The sequence below is a fragment of the Parabacteroides sp. AF17-3 genome (genome assembly GCF_003635445.1).
GTDB lineage: Bacteria > Bacteroidota > Bacteroidia > Bacteroidales > Tannerellaceae > Parabacteroides > Parabacteroides goldsteinii.
Genome location: NZ_QTMM01000004.1, coordinates 1 through 16,929, shown reverse-complemented (window position 1 = coordinate 16,929; position 16,929 = coordinate 1). Strand labels below are relative to the sequence as shown.

The following is a 16,929-nucleotide window of genomic DNA, read 5'->3' as shown; positions in this document are numbered from 1 at the left end:
ACGGGATCGCAAAAGCACAAACCGTATCCTATATGTATCTTTTGATACTGCCTGTTCTTCTGCGGCCCCGTGTCAAGCACGGGGACAAGATAGCTCATATCTGATAAAATATGAAACTACGAGTTTATACATTATTAGCCATGTCTTGTTTTGCCCTGACAGGCATGGCCCAAAACGAGAAACTGACCGACTACGTTAGACCTTTGGTCGGAACAGACGGATACGGGAATGTTTATCCCGGTGCACAAATCCCGTTCGGTGGTATCCAGATCAGTCCGGATACAGACTCCAAATACTACGATGCGGCAGCCGGTTATAAATACAACCATACTTCCATCCTCGGATTCAGTCTGACGCACCTGAGCGGAACAGGCATCCCCGACCTGGGTGATTTCCTGTTTATCCCTGGTACCGGCGAAATGAAACTCGATCCGGGAACCCGCGAAAATCCCGATGAAGGTTACCGTTCACGCTATACCCATGACCAGGAGTGGACTTCTCCCAATTACTATGCCGTCCTGTTGCAGGATTATGGTGTCAAAGCCGAAATGACGGCCGGACTGCGTAGTGGAATGTTCCGCTTCACCTATCCCAAATCGGATAAGTCTTTCATTATGATCGACCTGAATCATACCTTATGGCAATCCTGTGAATGGTCGAATCTCCGTATGGAGAACGATTCGACCTTGACCGGCTATAAGTTGGTGAAAGGCTGGGGACCGGAACGCCATGTCTATTTCACCGCCGTCTTCTCCAAAAAGCTGAAAGATTTCCGCATCATGCAGGATAAGAAGCCGGTCATTTACAACACTTCCCGTTTCAGAAGCACGAACGAAGCCTGGGGAAAGAACCTGATGGCTTGCCTTTCCTTTGCTACGGAAGAGGGGGAAGAAGTGATTGTAAAAACTTCCGTATCGGCAGTCAGTACAGCCGGGGCACAACTGAATATGCAGGAACTGGACGGCATGACCTTCGACGGCCTGAAAGAAAAAGGTATCGACTTATGGGAACAGGAACTCGAAAAGTACCGTGTGACAGCCGACCGGAAGACAAAAGAGACCTTTTATACGTCTGCTTATCATGCCGCTTTGCATCCGTTCATCTTCCAGGATGCCGACGGTCGTTTCAGAGGTCTGGACAAGAATATCGAACAGGCCAAAGGCTTTACGAATTATACCACTTTCTCTTTGTGGGACACCTATCGCGCCCTGCATCCCTGGTTTAACCTGGTGCATCAGGACGTGAACGCCGATATCGCCAATTCCATGCTTGCCCATTACGATAAGAGCACGGAGCGAATGCTTCCGATCTGGTCGTTCTATGGCAACGAAACCTGGTGTATGATCGGTTACCATGCCGTATCCGTCCTGGCCGATATGATCGTTAAAGGTGTCAAAGGTTTTGATTACGAACGGGCATACGAAGCCATGAAGACAACCGCAATGAATAAGCATTACGATTGTCTGCCGGATTATGATCGTAACGGTTACGTTCCCTTCGACAAAGAAGCCGAGTCGGTTTCCAAAACTTTGGAGTATGCCTACGACGATTATTGCATTGCCCGTGCTGCCCAGACTTTGGGAAAGACAGACGATTATACCTATTTCCTGAACCGTTCCCTCTCTTACCAGACTTTGATTGATCCGGAAACCAAATACATGCGTGGCCGTGACAGCCAGGGTAACTGGCGCACCCCGTTTGCCCCGATCGCTTATCAGGGACCGGGTTCGGTAAATGGCTGGGGAGATATCACCGAGGGCTTTACGATGCAGTATACCTGGACCGTTCCGCACGACGTACAGGGATATATCAACCTGGTGGGAAAGAAACTGTTCGAGAAACGGCTGGATGAACTTTTTACTGTCGAATTGCCGGACGATATTCCGGGCGCCCACGATATCCAGGGACGTATCGGGGGTTACTGGCACGGCAACGAGCCTTGCCATCATGTCGCTTATCTGTATAATTACCTGGGCAAGCCGTGGAAATGCCAGAAATGGATACGTGAGATTGTAGACCGTTTTTACGGCAACGAACCCGGTTCGCTGAGCGGTAATGACGACTGCGGGCAGATGTCGGCCTGGTACATGTTCAACTGTGCCGGTTTCTATCCAGTCGCTCCTTCCAGTAATATATATAATGTAGGTTCCCCTTGTGTTGAGGCGTTATCTATCACGATGAGCAACGGCAAAGAGATAAAGATGACGACCGAGAACTGGTCGAAGGAGAATGTCTATATAAAAGAAATGTATGTAAACGGCAAGAAATACAACAAATCTTACCTGACATACGATGACGTGAAATCCGGTATATCCCTGCATTTTGTGATGAGTGACAAGCCAGCCTTCAAACGTGCAGTGTCGGCAGATGCCTGTCCGGCTTCCCTGTCATTGCCCGGTAAGACAGTGCTTTACCAAAAGCCTGCCGGCAACTAAGCAGATGGTTTTTCAATATACACATATTATTTCAATTAACGATGAGAGAGTTTTTCCCCTTTAGGTGAGGGGCTGGGGCGTGTGATATGGGAATACCACACGCCTCTTTATTATGACCTTCCTTCCTATACGGGAAAGAGATGGTAATCAGGCTACTTTTCCTGTAGCCAATTCTCTTTCAAGATACTCATATACATAAGCCGTACTTTGGCTGTAGAGTCCCGTGTTAAGGTTGATAAGCCGTGCGTATGTATCTGAAGTATAGAGTGCGCGGAGTGCCTCATCCATATCCATCTGGTGTTCTTGTATCAGCAGCCAGACGATTTCCTTAGAAATCTCCTCTATCATAAATGTCTCTTTGGTCATAATGTATTTGTTTTTGTCAGATACTTAATAGCTCTCTCCGTGCCGAAGAAATACTGTATGGTCACACCTTTCATATATTTCAGTTCGTCCAGGAATTTATTCATATCTATCAGTCCGGAAGTAAAGCGGCGTATCTGATAACCCACCGCATCATTGGCTATGGGACCGATTACAATATCATAACAGTGCGATGACACACGTGTACGGTTACGGCGGTTCATCAATACAAACTCAGCCCATTCCTTGCTATATTCCTGAAACTCCAGTACTGATAAGCTGGAGTTCTGAAGGCAACTCTCATCAAATCTATATGTATTTAGTGTTGGGGTACCTACTCCTAACTGCTCGGTCTTTCTTTCGGCCAATTCCAGAGCCTGCGCTTTGTCCGCCGAAAGGTAAAAACCGCAACCGAAGTCTTTTCCCACCTTAGATATCCCAAGGTCTATTTCTGTTATATTAATATTAGAACCGTGATATAGTATCATACCAACGCCCCTCCTTTCCTGTGGCAATAGGCCGTAAGGTCTTCTACTACGTCTTCAAACGAAAGCGTATGTTCCACATTGTAGAAACGGTTTACAAAGTCAATGCCTTTAAACCTTTCCAGATAGCGATAAGCCTGCGATGTATTGAGCGAATGGGCTGCGGCAAACTCGCTTATTACGGCGATAATGTATTCTATCTTGTTTTTAAGCTCCGAATCTGTATTTTTCATCTTCCTTGCTGTTTTTAAGTTACATCAAGTACAAAGATATATCTTTTTTCGGAAGTTTCCCAATGCTCACACGTAGTCTGGATACTCTTATTGTTCTTCCTCTTCTTTGGGTGGCAGCGAATAAACCCTGTGCGTCCTGTATCCCATCTTGATCACTATGCCGTCTTTTACAAACAGTTTCATGTCTTCAGTTGCCCGGTAGCGGCTGCAATGGTTTATTCCTGCATAATCCGTCAGATTGATATACGGATTGTTTTGCAGGAATTTAAGCATCTTATTTTTCCTGTCCGTCAGTTCATTAGAGGTGACATTCTCTCTTTTTATTTTCAGTGGGCGGTCCTTGTTGACCAGTTCCCTCAATCGTTTGGCGCAGCGGAAGTTTACTCCGTCCGCCCTGGCAAAGAAGACGGTTTTGCCCTTCTCATCCGTTTTCTGTAACGTCTTGAGGGCAGGGGAGAAGTGCCCTAATCCCTCCAGTTCCACACAATAGCCGTTCGATAAGTTCCGACCGATATAGGTGGTCAGCGCCTCTATCGCCCCTTTCACATCGGCCGAAGTTAGCGAGCACGAATCCGAGAGGTATTCGCAAATATCTTCCATCCGCATCGTGCCTTTGGATATAAGGCGGGCACAAGACTGTTGCTCCTTGCCGCTGGTGTTTGGTGCCTTGTATACTCCGAATTTAATTCTTCCCATGGTAGTTTAATTTTAATACTGGTATAATTATTATTACCTCGGATGTATCTTTGACAAGGTGCGTCCGAATCTTACTTTTCTGCTTATGTAAGTTGTTGTCGACGTTGTCGGCAATATTGTTGACACTGTCGAAAACTTTGCCGACACTGTCATTTATTTTGCCGACAACGTCGGCAACAACTTACCTGCCTTCCAAAGATAATACATCTCCGAGGTAAAAGCAAGTAATATAAGGGATAAATGAAACTATTCCGGTGATAATTTTATCTTTTGCACGTGAACATTACCGTTTCTTCCTGGAATCATGTACTTTTGTATTCTTGCAAAACGAGCATCATGATAACACTATCGAATTTTGAAAATTATGCGCTTCCTCAGATATGGGGGAGCGCGGTATATCTTATTATAGGCAGGGAGCAGTGAGAAATCTGGAAGAAGATTCTCCCGAGGAATGGGTTGCAACTGTTCTGGGTACTGAGGATTATACAGTGGAAGTAACCCTTGAAGATGATAAGGTCATGGATTATATCTGTGATTGTCCTTATGAAGGAGATATGTGTAAGCATGTGGTTGCCACATTGTTAACGATCAGAGAAAGGAAAAAGACGGAAAAATATTTTATCCAGGCAGAAGAGACGGAGAGTAAGAGCAGTGGCTTTTCTTCTGAGACAGTCAAAGCTGAAATCGACGAGATACTTGCTATCGCAGACAAGAAGCAATTAATGTCGTTTTTATCGGAATACGCTGTTCATCATGTTGATTTCAGGAATGCTTTGAAACAACAATTTATTCCTGATCGGAATACAGAGAGCCTTGATACGGATTATTGTCAGGAAGTGGAAAGGTGTTTTCTATCCTCACCGTCCGGCAGTGGATATGGGAGAACCGGAAGATTTGTTGGAGCGTTTTAGTTCACATGTTCAGGTTTATGCCGAAAAGAATACAGACCGATCGCATTATGAATACGTGGCAAAAGCACTGAAAGAAATGCTGAAGCTGAAAGGAGGAGAGCAGGAAGTCCGCCTCCTTGTGGATGTTTTCCGTCAGACGTATAAACGGGGAACTGCCATGATGGGGATATTGAAAGATTTCTAGGCGGTTTTTCAATAAATCTCAATATCTTTGCATGAGACATTTATCAAGTGGTCTTAAATAGCTAGAGCAGGCAATAATAAGGACTGACTTATATAATCCGACCAATTTATAATTGAAGAAAGTAATGAAGAAAATGATTTTGGGAGCACTGGTTTTCCTGTCGATACAAATGACGTCTGCACAGACGTTGGAAAAGATGCAATGGTTCAATGAACCGGCAAAGTGGGAGATAAATGATAAGGCATTATCCATGTTTGTCACTCCGCAAAGCGATTACTGGCGTATCTCCCATTATGGGTTTACGGTCGATGACGCTCCTTTTTATTATGCCACTTATGGCGGCGAGTTTGAAGTAAAAGTGAAGGTGACAGGCGAGTATAAAGCACGTTTCGACCAGGCCGGACTAATGCTCCGTATCGACCATGAGAATTATATCAAGGCGGGTATCGAATTTGTAGACGGTAAATTCAATCTGAGCACTGTCGTTACCCATAAAACGAGCGACTGGAGTGTGATCTCGCTGGATAAGCCTGTCCCGTATATCTGGATCAAAGCAGTCAGACGCCTGGATGCGGTAGAAATTTTCTATTCGTTCGACGATAAAACATACACTATGATGCGTAACGCCTGGTTGCAGGATAATATTCCGGTGAAGGTCGGTTTTATGGCTGCCTGCCCCGACGGGAACGGCTTCAATGCGAAGTTTGAACACTTTGAAGTAAAGCACCTGCCCGATATGCGCAGACTCGAGTGGCTGAAGAAAAATGCGGAATAAAGATCTAATCGGTTATTCTTATCTTTCATGATTGGAGAAATATTTCTATATTTGCACCGCTTTAGATAAGAATCAGATAATATCTATATAAATCAGATTAAGAAATGACAAAGAGCGCATTACAAATTGCAAGAGCAGCTTACCAACCTAAGGTACCCGCTGCATTGAAAGGTGCTGTAAAAGCCGTAGATGGTGAATACACAGAATCAGTAGCCGATCAGGAAGACATCAAAAAATTATTCCCTAACACGTACGGAATGCCGATCGTTACTTTTGAAAAGAGCAACGAAAAGAAAGAAATGCCTGCTATCAATGTAGGTGTAATCCTTTCCGGTGGTCAGGCTCCTGGTGGTCATAATGTGATTGCCGGTATCTTTGACGGTGTGAAGGCTACAAACAAGGATTCCCGCCTGTATGGCTTTATCCTGGGTCCCGGTGGTCTGATCGATCACAAATATATGGAACTGACTGCTGATATTATCGACGAATATCGTAATACAGGCGGTTTCGATATGATCGGTTCAGGTCGTACTAAACTGGAAACAAAAGAACAGTTCGACAAGGGTCTGGAAATCCTGAAAGAACTGGACATCAAGGCACTTGTTATTATCGGTGGTGACGACTCTAATACAAATGCTTGCGTACTGGCTGAATATTACAAAGCTATCAACGCTGGTGTACAGGTTATCGGTTGTCCGAAGACTATCGATGGTGACCTGAAGAACGAACAGATTGAAACTTCTTTCGGTTTCGATACGGCTTGTAAAGTTTACTCGGAAGTTATCGGTAACATTCAACGTGACTGTAACTCAGCTCAGAAATACTGGCACTTCATCAAACTGATGGGCCGTTCAGCATCTCACATCGCACTGGAATGTGCTTTGCAGACTCAGCCGAACATCGCTATCGTTTCAGAAGAAGTGGAAGCTAAAAATATGTCTTTGGACGATATCGTGACTTATGTTGCTGAAATCGTTGCAAAACGTGCAGAAAACGGTCAAAACTTCGGTACCGTACTGATCCCTGAAGGTCTGATCGAATTCGTTCCGGCTATGAAACGTCTGATCGCCGAACTGAATGACTTCCTGGCTAAACACGATGCTGAATTCAAGATGATCAAGAAGAGCGAACAGCGTGCTTATATCATCAGCAAGCTGACTAAAGAAAACTCTGACCTGTATGCTTCTCTTCCGGAAGGCGTTGCCCGTCAGTTGTCTTTGGACCGCGACCCGCACGGAAACGTTCAGGTTTCTCTGATCGAAACAGAAAAATTGCTGTCTGAAATGGTTGGCAAGAAATTGGACGAATGGAAGAAAGCCGGTAAATACAACGGTAAATTCTCTGCATTGCACCACTTCTTCGGTTATGAAGGACGTTGCGCTGCTCCGTCTAACTACGATGCAGACTATTGCTATTCATTAGGTTACACTGCTTCTTGCCTGATCGCAGCAGGTAAGACCGGTTATATGTCATCTGTACGTAATACGACTGCTCCTGCTGAAAAGTGGATTGCCGGTGGTATCCCTGTAACAATGATGATGAACATGGAAAAACGTCATGGCGAAATGAAGCCGGTTATCCAGAAAGCGTTGGTTAAACTGGATGGTGCTCCTTTCAAGAAATTCGCTGCTAACCGCGACGAATGGGCATTGACTACCAGCTACGTTTATCCGGGTCCGATCCAGTACTTCGGTCCGACAGAAGTTTGCGACGAACCGACTAAGACATTGCAGTTGGAACAGGCAAAATAAGATAGAGAGATCATATCTTATATAATAGAGGTAAGGCTTAGGCTTTACCTCTATTTTTTTGGTAGTGTCTTATATGCTGACATCTATTGTATACTTGCTCAGTGGGGCTTCGCCTGCCTGTTTCAGTATCCTGTTTGCTTTCTTGAGGCAGATGTCGTTGAAGTCTTTTTCCATGCAGACGAAATTGTGACGTACATACATAGAGTCTACTTTGATAGTTTTTTGATTGAGAATATCGAAGTTGATAATCTGTTTTTTTAATTCCTTTTTATTGATATTTCCGGATACATATTTCAGAAATGCAGACAAAGCAATTTCTAAACTCAGGATTACTTCATGGGGCAATTTGCGATAATAAAACAAAAACTGGTAAAACGCTATAACCATGGAGCGCGTATTCTCGTCGTAGTTTGCCAGTAAAGACTGATATTCCTGATAATCGTCAAGCAATTCGTCGGCCAGCTGGTTTTTATCGTGCAGAAATTTTTCAGGAGCAATATCTATACCTGTTATTTCTCCGAACCGGTCAGAGATGAACTCTGCGTCTTTATACGTGATGTTGCATTTCGTATAATTCTTTTTAGTCTGGATAGAGTCGAAAAGCGAGTACCCGGTCAGTAGCGTATATATTAATATTGCTCTGCGGCATATCGAATGGTCCATCATTGATTGAGAAAGCCGATCTATCGGATCTTGTGTAGTTTTCATATATAATTGTTTTTATTAATATTAATACAGTGGCAATATACAAAATATTGGGTTGACTTATGATAGGATCGTCATCAATTTATTCATATTATATCGCTTGGTTGCCCCGGTGATCAGGAACCAATCGACAATATACCATATTCCGAGGCCGCCGCCGGTCAGAAGTTTGCCAAAGCCTTTGCCTATGTTCCCGATCAGGAAACGGTCCAAACCGGTCACACCGAAGAAAATGGAGAGAAGTAGTATTTTTCCCGGACTTCTGAAATGGGTGTCTTCTAAAAGAGTCTCTTTCTCCGGGGGGAGATTGAGCAGCTTATGGATGGGTATTTCGTAATCCGGAAATTTACTCTCATTAGCCAGAAGGAATTTATCGACTTTATCAGCTTTCATATTTTTAGTCAGTAGGTTTATAATGTGTAAATATAAGTATTTCCTGGTTCTTTTACAATCTTTTGTGGATATTCCATATCCAGTTCAGTATTGTTAATAGAATAATGAATGTAAGAATATACTTATTAGCCAGCTTGCGCTCTGCTTTTTTCAGCCAATCCCGGAACGTATGCCTTTTTTGTACGAAGTCAAAAACGATACCTGTAATAAAGAAGACAGCCAGCAAAACAAAGAGTAACCCATAAGGATTGATGAGGATTGAATCGCCTATATCTCCGTTCAGTAGGGCATGAATTGCACGACGCATTCCGCAGGCCGGACACGGATATCCTGTCATTGTGTGGAAAATGCAAGGAAATGATAATAATGCATATCCCGCTATAATGGCTACAGCAAGATATGCATATTTATTTCTCTTTCCCACAAGTAGCAGGGATTAGAACATTAAAATATTCTGCAACTGTTCCAGGTTCTTCTTTTTCGTCGCATCCATGATCAGAAACCAGTCGATAATCATCCAGATCCCGCAACCGCCTAAAGTGACCAGCTTGCCGACACCCAAGGCTACATCGCCGATCAGAAAACGGTCGATACCCAATGAGCCGAGGAAAACGGAAATAATAAGTATGATAGTCGGGTCTTTGAAATCGCAGGTTTGTAAATAAATCAGCTTGGATTCGTCCATCTCCAACAGACGATCCCTGATGATAGGTATATGACTGGCAGGTAGTTTGCTACTGTTTGTCATGAGGAACATATCCACTTTTTGTGCGTCCATAATTTTTATAGATTAAGTTACTAACGACAAATATAGTGTTTTTTCGTATCTTTGAACCTGATAATATTAATTTAAACAACACAATACTATGTTCTCAGGAATTGTAGAAGAAGCTGCTCAGGTAGTTGCGTTAAATGCAGATCAGGGAAACCTGCATATCACGATGAAGTGTTCATTTGTAAATGAGCTGAAAATCGATCAGAGTGTGGCACATAACGGCGTTTGTCTGACAGTGGTGAACCTGACCGACGAAACTTATACGGTGACGGCTATCCAGGAAACACTGGACCGTTCCAATCTGGGACTGCTAAAAGTCGGTGATCTGGTAAATCTTGAACGAAGCATGATGATGAACGGTCGTCTGGACGGACATATCGTTCAGGGGCATGTGGATCAGACGGCTGTTTGTACGAATGTACGCGAAGCGGACGGAAGCTGGTATTATACATTTGAATATACTTTCGACAAGGCGATGGCGCAACAGGGATATATGACCGTGGAAAAGGGATCTGTTTGTGTAAATGGCGTCAGCCTGACTGTCTGCAACTCGCAGCAGAATAGTTTTGAGGTGGCTATCATCCCTTACACACACGATAATACAAACTTCTGCCGGATCGAAAAAGGAACTGTAGTAAATCTGGAGTTTGATATCGTCGGTAAATACATCAGCAAAATGATGCAGTTCAAATGAAAGATTTCCTCTTTTAGTAAAGAAATAACGGCAGAGCGACCAGGCATTTATCCCGAAGCGTTCTGCCGTTTATTTTACAACGCATCTTTTCTTCCAGATATCTGTCTTATAATATATGTACGTAATAACCAATCCTATGCCGATACTGATCCCGATAGCCCACCATATTCCCTGACGGCCGTACCAGGCACTTAGCTGGTAAGCCAGCGGAATGCGGATCAGCCACAGGCAAAGCAGGCTGGTCACCATTGTGAAAATCGTATCTCCGGCTCCCCGAAGTGCACCATTATAGATATTCAAAGCTCCGTGCACAATGAAGAATCCTCCGATGATCAGTAAATATTCTTTTCCGATCGCAATTACTGCCTGGTCGTTGGTGAAGGCGCGCATCATTTCCTCCCCGAAGAAGTAAATAGCTGTGAAGGTGACCACGCTGAATATGACATTGACCAGCATGGTGAACCGTAGTCCTTTGCGTACGCGGTCGAAGCGGCCGGCTCCGATGTTTTGTCCGCAGAATGCAGCCAGTGCGCCGGATAGTGTCAGGACAGCTTGTGTAATGATCGTGTCAATTTTCCCGGCGGCACCGTAAGCGGTCAGGGTATCGGTGCCGAAGCCGTTCACTATTCCGAGAAGTGCAATCAGTCCCAAAGCGATCGCGCATTGTTGTACGCTGGTGGGGAGTCCTATTTTCAATCCTTCTTTGAATAGCTTCATGTCGAACAGTAAATCTTGTTTTTTGATGGATAGGAGTGGGTGGGTGTTATTGACATAACCTAAAGCCACACACATTCCGATTCCCTGCGCTATGACGGTTGCGCGTGCCGCTCCTTCGATTCCCCAGCCGAAGCCAACGATAAATAGTAAATCGAGGACGATATTCAATACGGTGGTGATGAAAATAAAGATCATAGGGCGTATGGATTCCCCTACGCCTCTTAATATGGAAATAATACTATTGAATGTGACGAACAGGAATGTTCCTCCTATATAAATCCTGAAATAAGCGACGGCATCGGGTATGACTTCCTCCGGCGTGTTGGTCAGGCGGAAGATAGGTTCGGCGAATATGATCCCGGCAATTGAAAGAGCAATGCCTGCTACCAGCATAAAAATGAAAAAGGAGGAGAAAGCACGTTGCACTTTGTCATATTGTTTGGCTCCGAAAAATTGCGAAACGACTACGGAGGTTCCGCTTCCGACACCGATAACGAGTGATATAATAAAGTAATATATAAAGAATGAGGCGGAAACGGCAGCTAATGCTTCTTTCCCTAAAAATTGTCCGACGATAATACTGTCGGTAATATTATAGAGTTGCTGCAATAAGTTTCCGATAAGTAATGGTAAAGCAAAGCGTACGATCACTTTCCAAACCGGGCCGTGCGTCAGGTCTGAGGTGTTCATAAATCTTTGAGTAAGATATTATCGTTTGCTTTAATCATATCTTCCCGGGTTTTCAGCAAGGCATGCCATTCTTTGGTAAAAAGTTTGGAAGTGTCTATCTTGAAATTTTCAGAACCATATTCATCCATCTTGGCAAACAGATAGCCTACCGTTATTTGGTTTATGTCGATGGCCGGCTGATAATAGGCGACACGTTCATCATCTCCATAATTTACCTCTATAATGATTCCCAGCTCGGTAAGCAGATAAAGTATGTCTGTCGTGAGGCGGATGGGGATACGGTAGGCATCCGACAGTTCGTCTGCCGTATAGGGTTTCTCTCCTTTGACAAACCTTTTTATGATAAGGGAAGATATAAGCAGCGTAAGAAAATCCTTGTATCTGCGGCTGATGTTCTTGCTGTCACGTTCAAAGCTGAACTTTTTTACGTTTTGTGAAGCATAAGATAATTCAGCCCCGAAAAGGCAGATCAGCCAGGATAATTGTAACCATAGTAATAATAAAGGTAAGGCGGCAAAACTACCATAGATAGCATTGTATTTACTAACCCAGATCTGTCCGCTGATATAAATAAATTGGAAGAACTGAAAGGCGCAACCGGCAATTATACCTGCCATCAGGCCGTTGATGAACCTGACTTTTGTGTTAGGTAATGATACATAAAGACCTGTAAAAGCCATTATGGTAATAATATAAGGTACGACATTCAGGGCAAGTTCGACCAGTGGCGTGAAAAAAAGGTAATTACTCAGAAATGAATTTTGCAGGGTGGAGGCAAAGATAGAAAGCCCGCTGGAGGCAGTCATCAGTATCGGCAATATGAGGAACAGCGCCAGATAGTCTGATATTTTCCTGTACCATGGACGTGACTTTTTTATTTGCCATATATCGTTGAAGGTATCTTCGATGGAAGAGATCAGGTTGATGACCGTATAGAACAGCAGAACAAGACCGATCCCGATGATAACACCGCCTTGTGCCTGTGCCAGATAATTCTCTACGTACTGGAATGCTTTATTCAGTTCGTTCTCATGTCCGGGGAAATAATAGAGCAGTTCTTTCCGGACAGTAGCCTGAAAGCCGAAACCTTTGGCGATGCCGACCAATACTGCCAATAAAGGAACAATAGCCAGAAAGGTACTGTAAGTAAGAGCGGATGCCTTTGTTTGCAGGTTCTCGCTGTTGAAACCGCGTACGGCAAGTATGACTGTTTTGATTGTGTTGATATAAAGTTCTTTCAGGCCGCTTACTTCATTTTCTGTAATTCTCCAGATGTCGTAAGTTACAAAACGAATGGTTCTTGTCAGCAAGGCGTTGATCCGTTCTATCAGAGGCTTTTTATCAGCAGTCTTTTTATCCGTCTTCTTCTTCATGCTGTGATTTGTAGGGGCAAAAGGTGTTTGCCGGATGAATAAAAAAATGCAGCCTGCCTGTAAGCCGGGTCCTGTGCTTCAACCGAAGTTGGAGTGTCTGCCATTTATCTTGTCTTACCGTCACCGGCAAGCTTTAGCGGTCTACCCCCCGGCATCGGACGAGCAATCCTACATACGCCGGTATACATGACCTTACAACCCATAAGGCGTACGGCATCCCGTATTACTACGGGACCCGGTGAGCTCTTACCTCACCTTTTCACCCTTACCGGACGAGTCCGGCGGTTATTTTCTGTTACACTACTTTGCCCTTGCGGACAACTTCCCGTTAAGAAGTATGGTGCTCTGTGTTGCCCGGACTTTCCTCACATCCGAAGATGAGCGACAGACCGGCAGGCTGCAATGCGACAAAGATAACTATTTTAGTTGACAGTTAGCGGTTGACAGTTGACAATTTTGAGGAAAGACAGGAACGGGCTGTCTTTCGGGTTGCTTTTGAGTTACTTACTAAGTAGACGCCGGCTTACTTAGTAAGTAGCAGGGTAGGCTACTTATCGAGTAAGCGAAGAGTTACTTAATAAGTAGGTTTAGAACTACTTAATAAGCAAAGGATGTCCCTTTTTTACCTGCTAATTGTCACCTGTCATCTGTCAACTGGTATGAACATTCTGCCGTTTCTGCTGTTATATTACTGAAAGCATGACCATTTGACAGGCGGATGATTGTTAAAAAGGTACTTTGCAATACACAGTACTGTTAAGTGCCGTTAACCCCGTATAATTCGTCGTTAAAAGTGATAAAAAATCATAGGCAAATGGAATAATCGCACGTTTTTTGAACTTTCTTTGTCGAAAGAAAAGTGTTAAATTTAAATGTTTGATAAAATAGAAAAAGTATGAAAACAATGTGGAAAAATGTGCTGGGAGTTGTTCTTGTTGCTGCGATCAGTACGGGGGCAGCCGTTGGAACAAGTGCTTATTTAATGAATAAGAATCAACCGGTTTATGTCACCGATTTTACGAACACATTCAATCAGCCTGTTCGATATGCCGGATTGAATGCAGTGGCAGCGGAAAATACCGATTTTACCCAGGCGGCAGAAAGCACCGTGCATGGGGTTGTGCACATCAAAGCTACAACCAATGCCAAGCAGTATGCCGATGATGGCAGAGGACAGCAATATGTCGATCCTTTTGAGTACTTCTTCGGATTTGGAGGAAGAGGCGGAGGAGGTTTTCAGCGTCCGCAACCGCAGCCTCGTGTCGGATCTGGTTCAGGTGTTATTATTTCCACAGATGGATATATTATCACAAATAACCATGTGATTGACGGGGCGGATGAATTGGAAGTGACATTGAATGATAACCGTAAGTTTTCGGCTAAACTGATTGGAACGGATCCTACGACAGATATTGCATTGATAAAAGTAGATGCAAAAGATCTTCCGACTATTCCGTTCGGTGATTCTGAAAAATTGAAGGTAGGAGAGTGGGTGCTGGCTGTTGGTAACCCGTTCAACCTGACATCGACAGTTACTGCCGGTATTGTTAGTGCCAAAGGCCGTGGAATCTCTATGGGAGGTGACAGAAGTAAAATCGAATCATTTATCCAGACGGATGCTGCCGTAAACCCAGGTAATAGTGGGGGTGCTTTGGTGAATACAAAAGGTGAACTGATTGGTATCAACACGGCTATTTATTCTGAAACAGGAAACTTTGCCGGATATTCATTTGCTGTTCCTATCAGCATTGCCGGTAAGGTGGCAAGCGACTTGAAACAGTATGGTACTGTACAGCGTGCAATCCTTGGTGTTTTGATGATGAGTGTAGGTGATATTGCTGATCAGTTGAGCTATCCGAACCTGGATAGTAAGTTGAAAGAAGAGTTGACTGAACTGAAGTCGAAGATTAAGGTCTCTGAAGGGGCTTGCGTATCAGATTTCGCAGAAAGAAGTTCAGCTAAAGAAGCCGGTATCGAAAAAGGTGACGTGATTATTGCTGTAAATGGTGCGAAAGTGAAGAATGCTAATGCTTTGCAGGAACAAATCAGCAAATATCGTCCTGGAGATAAAGTGGAAATTACTGTAGATCGTAATGGAAGCAATAAGAAATTTACTGTGGAACTTCGTAATGCACAAGGAAGCACATCTGTTGTGAAGAGCGCAGGTGACAGCAGTGCAGATGTTCTTGGAGCCGCTTTTAAAGCGTTGACGGATAAACAAAAACGCGAACTTGGTGTAAGCTACGGTATTGAAGTAACAGGATTGTTGAAAGGCAAATTGAAAGATGCTGGAATCCAGAAAGGCTTCGTTATCATGATTGTCAATGACCAGAAGATCTCTACACCCGAACAACTCGAAAAGTTGGTAGACAAGGTCTTGAAAGGAAATGCAGACGATCGTTACATCGTTGTAAAAGGTTTTTATCCGAACGGACGTACAAAAGTATATGCTATTGATCTAGCCGAATAATAAAATAAAGTTATATTCGTCTTATTTGGCGGGAAGATTGTTAAAGGTTTATAATTGGTCGGGTGTAGGGTGCACTCGACCAATTTTGTCAATAAAAATAATATTATCTTTGCACCCTGATATTTCTCAATTAAAAACATTGGATGAGACAGTTAAAGATCACAAAGTCCATTACCAATCGCGAAAGTGCTTCGCTTGATAAGTATCTTCAGGAAATAGGCCGTGAAGATCTTATTACAGTGGAAGAGGAAGTAGAATTGGCACAGGCAATTAAAAGAGGCGACCGGAGAGCATTGGAGAAATTAACCAGAGCTAACCTGCGTTTCGTCGTTTCTGTAGCTAAGCAATATCAAAACCAGGGATTAAGTTTACCTGACCTTATTAACGAAGGTAACCTGGGATTGATTAAAGCGGCTGAGAAATTTGATGAAACCAGAGGGTTTAAGTTCATTTCTTATGCTGTATGGTGGATTCGTCAGTCTATTTTGCAGGCTTTGGCAGAGCAGTCTAGAATTGTTCGTCTTCCGTTGAATCAGGTTGGTTCGCTGAACAAGATCAGCAAAGCCTTCTCTAAATTCGAACAGGAAAATGAGCGTAGACCTTCTCCCGAAGAACTGGCAGATGAACTGGATATTCCTGTAGATAAGATTTCAGATACTCTAAAGGTGTCCGGAAGACATATCTCTGTGGATGCACCGTTCGTAGAAGGCGAAGATAACAGTCTTTTGGATGTGCTTGTGAACGACGACGCTCCTATCGCTGACCGATCGTTGATGAACGAGTCATTGGCAAAAGAAATTGATCGAGCACTTGCTACACTAACCGAAAGAGAATGTGAGATAATCAAAATGTTTTTCGGTATAGGCTGTCAGGAAATGACATTGGAAGAGATTGGCGACAAATTTGGCCTCACTAGAGAGCGCGTCCGCCAGATCAAGGAAAAAGCAATCAGAAGATTAAGACAAGGAACACGTAGCAAGCTCCTCAAATCGTATTTAGGTTGACCTCGGGTAAAACCAAAGAGGTAAACAAAGCTCCATATCCAGAAGGATACGGGGCTTTTGTCTTTTTTATACCGACCTGGCTGTTAGGAATTGTATTTTTCGCGTACATTATATAAGTAATAATAATAGCTGCGAAACCGTGACGAGGATTGTTGTAATTTTTTTTTATGCTTGTAACGATCAGTCGTTCAGAATTATAGTCTATCGGTAACGATTTAGTTTAAAAAATAATCCCATAAAAGTTTGGAGCGTATGTTGTAAAGCACTACTTTTGC

The 16,929-nt window shown here is 43.6% G+C and carries 18 protein-coding genes and 1 other RNA gene; 8 read left to right on the top strand and 11 right to left on the bottom strand.

Annotated elements, in window-relative coordinates:
• Positions 1-110: 110 nt before the first annotated feature.
• The gene (locus tag DWW91_RS06040; protein ID WP_122327244.1) at positions 111-2,435 is read left to right on the top strand and encodes a GH92 family glycosyl hydrolase; all 2,325 of its coding nucleotides are present in this window, start codon (positions 111-113) and stop codon (positions 2,433-2,435) included.
• 147 nt (positions 2,436-2,582) lie between these two features.
• On the opposite strand, the gene DWW91_RS06035 is transcribed toward DWW91_RS06040, so the two are convergent.
• The 4 genes from DWW91_RS06035 to DWW91_RS06020 all read right to left on the bottom strand — a co-directional run bounded on the left by DWW91_RS06035 (position 2,583) and on the right by DWW91_RS06020 (position 4,212).
• Positions 2,583-2,801: a hypothetical protein gene (locus DWW91_RS06035; RefSeq protein WP_007658669.1), complete on the bottom strand. Its 219-nt coding sequence runs from the start codon at positions 2,799-2,801 to the stop codon at positions 2,583-2,585.
• Positions 2,798-3,286 (bottom strand): DUF3990 domain-containing protein, encoded by a 489-nt coding sequence (locus tag DWW91_RS06030; protein WP_007658667.1) that lies wholly within the window; start codon positions 3,284-3,286, stop codon positions 2,798-2,800. Before DWW91_RS06030 ends, DWW91_RS06035 begins: the two co-directional genes overlap by 4 nt.
• Positions 3,283-3,516 carry a DUF3791 domain-containing protein gene (locus tag DWW91_RS06025; protein ID WP_007658665.1) on the bottom strand — a complete coding sequence of 78 codons (234 nt, stop codon included), beginning with the start codon at positions 3,514-3,516 and terminating at the stop codon, positions 3,283-3,285. Before DWW91_RS06025 ends, DWW91_RS06030 begins: the two co-directional genes overlap by 4 nt.
• A gap of 87 nt (positions 3,517-3,603) precedes the next feature.
• Complete coding sequence (locus tag DWW91_RS06020) at positions 3,604-4,212, bottom strand: HU family DNA-binding protein (protein WP_122327243.1); 609 nt, start codon at positions 4,210-4,212, stop codon at positions 3,604-3,606.
• 419 nt (positions 4,213-4,631) lie between these two features.
• Between DWW91_RS06020 and DWW91_RS06015 the strand changes: the two genes are divergently transcribed.
• The 4 genes from DWW91_RS06015 to DWW91_RS06000 all read left to right on the top strand — a co-directional run bounded on the left by DWW91_RS06015 (position 4,632) and on the right by DWW91_RS06000 (position 7,833).
• Positions 4,632-5,123, top strand: a complete 492-nt coding sequence (locus DWW91_RS06015; RefSeq protein WP_233584427.1) for an SWIM zinc finger domain-containing protein — start codon at positions 4,632-4,634, stop codon at positions 5,121-5,123.
• Positions 5,089-5,307: a hypothetical protein gene (locus DWW91_RS06010; RefSeq protein WP_122327242.1), complete on the top strand. Its 219-nt coding sequence runs from the start codon at positions 5,089-5,091 to the stop codon at positions 5,305-5,307. The genes DWW91_RS06015 and DWW91_RS06010 overlap by 35 nt, the downstream gene beginning before the upstream one ends.
• A gap of 124 nt (positions 5,308-5,431) precedes the next feature.
• Positions 5,432-6,082 carry a DUF1349 domain-containing protein gene (locus tag DWW91_RS06005; RefSeq protein ID WP_122327241.1) on the top strand — a complete coding sequence of 217 codons (651 nt, stop codon included), beginning with the start codon at positions 5,432-5,434 and terminating at the stop codon, positions 6,080-6,082.
• Positions 6,083-6,186: 104 nt separating this feature from the next.
• Positions 6,187-7,833, top strand: a complete 1,647-nt coding sequence (locus DWW91_RS06000; protein ID WP_007658653.1) for a diphosphate--fructose-6-phosphate 1-phosphotransferase — start codon at positions 6,187-6,189, stop codon at positions 7,831-7,833.
• 69 nt (positions 7,834-7,902) lie between these two features.
• Here DWW91_RS06000 and DWW91_RS05995 read toward each other — a convergent pair whose 3' ends face one another.
• From DWW91_RS05995 to DWW91_RS05980, 4 genes are read right to left on the bottom strand one after another with little or no spacing between them, the layout of a single operon-like run.
• Positions 7,903-8,541 (bottom strand): hypothetical protein, encoded by a 639-nt coding sequence (locus DWW91_RS05995; protein WP_007658652.1) that lies wholly within the window; start codon positions 8,539-8,541, stop codon positions 7,903-7,905.
• Between the two features lie 57 nt (positions 8,542-8,598).
• Complete coding sequence (locus tag DWW91_RS05990; RefSeq protein WP_122327240.1) at positions 8,599-8,931, bottom strand: NINE protein; 333 nt, start codon at positions 8,929-8,931, stop codon at positions 8,599-8,601.
• Positions 8,932-8,983: 52 nt separating this feature from the next.
• Positions 8,984-9,355: a DUF2752 domain-containing protein gene (locus DWW91_RS05985; protein ID WP_122327239.1), complete on the bottom strand. Its 372-nt coding sequence runs from the start codon at positions 9,353-9,355 to the stop codon at positions 8,984-8,986.
• Between the two features lie 12 nt (positions 9,356-9,367).
• Positions 9,368-9,709, bottom strand: coding sequence for a TM2 domain-containing protein (locus tag DWW91_RS05980; protein ID WP_007658649.1), 342 nt, complete (start codon positions 9,707-9,709; stop codon positions 9,368-9,370).
• An 88-nt stretch (positions 9,710-9,797) separates the two neighbouring features.
• Here DWW91_RS05980 and DWW91_RS05975 point away from each other — a divergent pair, with 88 nt between their 5' ends.
• On the top strand, positions 9,798-10,400 hold the full coding sequence (locus DWW91_RS05975) for a riboflavin synthase (RefSeq protein ID WP_007658648.1): 603 nt from the start codon (positions 9,798-9,800) through the stop codon (positions 10,398-10,400).
• A 69-nt stretch (positions 10,401-10,469) separates the two neighbouring features.
• Here the strand turns inward: DWW91_RS05975 and DWW91_RS05970 are convergent, their stop codons facing one another.
• From DWW91_RS05970 to rnpB, 3 genes are all read right to left on the bottom strand, one after another.
• Complete coding sequence (locus tag DWW91_RS05970) at positions 10,470-11,807, bottom strand: MATE family efflux transporter (protein ID WP_007658647.1); 1,338 nt, start codon at positions 11,805-11,807, stop codon at positions 10,470-10,472.
• Complete coding sequence (locus DWW91_RS05965) at positions 11,804-13,180, bottom strand: YihY/virulence factor BrkB family protein (protein WP_007658646.1); 1,377 nt, start codon at positions 13,178-13,180, stop codon at positions 11,804-11,806. Before DWW91_RS05965 ends, DWW91_RS05970 begins: the two co-directional genes overlap by 4 nt.
• A 44-nt stretch (positions 13,181-13,224) precedes the next feature.
• Positions 13,225-13,581, bottom strand: an RNA gene (gene rnpB / locus DWW91_RS05960) — RNase P RNA component class A.
• Positions 13,582-14,075: 494 nt separating this feature from the next.
• On the opposite strand from rnpB, the gene DWW91_RS05955 reads away from it, so the two are divergent.
• Both DWW91_RS05955 and DWW91_RS05945 read left to right on the top strand, forming a co-directional pair.
• Positions 14,076-15,650, top strand: coding sequence for a Do family serine endopeptidase (locus DWW91_RS05955; protein ID WP_122327238.1), 1,575 nt, complete (start codon positions 14,076-14,078; stop codon positions 15,648-15,650).
• Positions 15,651-15,793: 143 nt separating this feature from the next.
• Positions 15,794-16,654, top strand: coding sequence for an RNA polymerase sigma factor RpoD/SigA (locus DWW91_RS05945; RefSeq protein ID WP_005641668.1), 861 nt, complete (start codon positions 15,794-15,796; stop codon positions 16,652-16,654).
• Positions 16,655-16,929 lie beyond the last annotated feature (275 nt).

Coding starts and splice junctions, on each gene's coding strand:
- DWW91_RS06040 (WP_122327244.1), top strand. CDS start 111: ATGAAACTACGAGTTTATACATTATTAGCCATGTCTTGTTTTGCCCTG.
- DWW91_RS06035 (WP_007658669.1), bottom strand. CDS start 2,801: ATGACCAAAGAGACATTTATGATAGAGGAGATTTCTAAGGAAATCGTC.
- DWW91_RS06030 (WP_007658667.1), bottom strand. CDS start 3,286: ATGATACTATATCACGGTTCTAATATTAATATAACAGAAATAGACCTT.
- DWW91_RS06025 (WP_007658665.1), bottom strand. CDS start 3,516: ATGAAAAATACAGATTCGGAGCTTAAAAACAAGATAGAATACATTATC.
- DWW91_RS06020 (WP_122327243.1), bottom strand. CDS start 4,212: ATGGGAAGAATTAAATTCGGAGTATACAAGGCACCAAACACCAGCGGC.
- DWW91_RS06010 (WP_122327242.1), top strand. CDS start 5,089: ATGGGAGAACCGGAAGATTTGTTGGAGCGTTTTAGTTCACATGTTCAG.
- DWW91_RS06005 (WP_122327241.1), top strand. CDS start 5,432: ATGAAGAAAATGATTTTGGGAGCACTGGTTTTCCTGTCGATACAAATG.
- DWW91_RS06000 (WP_007658653.1), top strand. CDS start 6,187: ATGACAAAGAGCGCATTACAAATTGCAAGAGCAGCTTACCAACCTAAG.
- DWW91_RS05995 (WP_007658652.1), bottom strand. CDS start 8,541: ATGAAAACTACACAAGATCCGATAGATCGGCTTTCTCAATCAATGATG.
- DWW91_RS05990 (WP_122327240.1), bottom strand. CDS start 8,931: ATGAAAGCTGATAAAGTCGATAAATTCCTTCTGGCTAATGAGAGTAAA.
- DWW91_RS05980 (WP_007658649.1), bottom strand. CDS start 9,709: ATGGACGCACAAAAAGTGGATATGTTCCTCATGACAAACAGTAGCAAA.
- DWW91_RS05975 (WP_007658648.1), top strand. CDS start 9,798: ATGTTCTCAGGAATTGTAGAAGAAGCTGCTCAGGTAGTTGCGTTAAAT.
- DWW91_RS05970 (WP_007658647.1), bottom strand. CDS start 11,807: ATGAACACCTCAGACCTGACGCACGGCCCGGTTTGGAAAGTGATCGTA.
- DWW91_RS05965 (WP_007658646.1), bottom strand. CDS start 13,180: ATGAAGAAGAAGACGGATAAAAAGACTGCTGATAAAAAGCCTCTGATA.
- DWW91_RS05955 (WP_122327238.1), top strand. CDS start 14,076: ATGAAAACAATGTGGAAAAATGTGCTGGGAGTTGTTCTTGTTGCTGCG.
- DWW91_RS05945 (WP_005641668.1), top strand. CDS start 15,794: ATGAGACAGTTAAAGATCACAAAGTCCATTACCAATCGCGAAAGTGCT.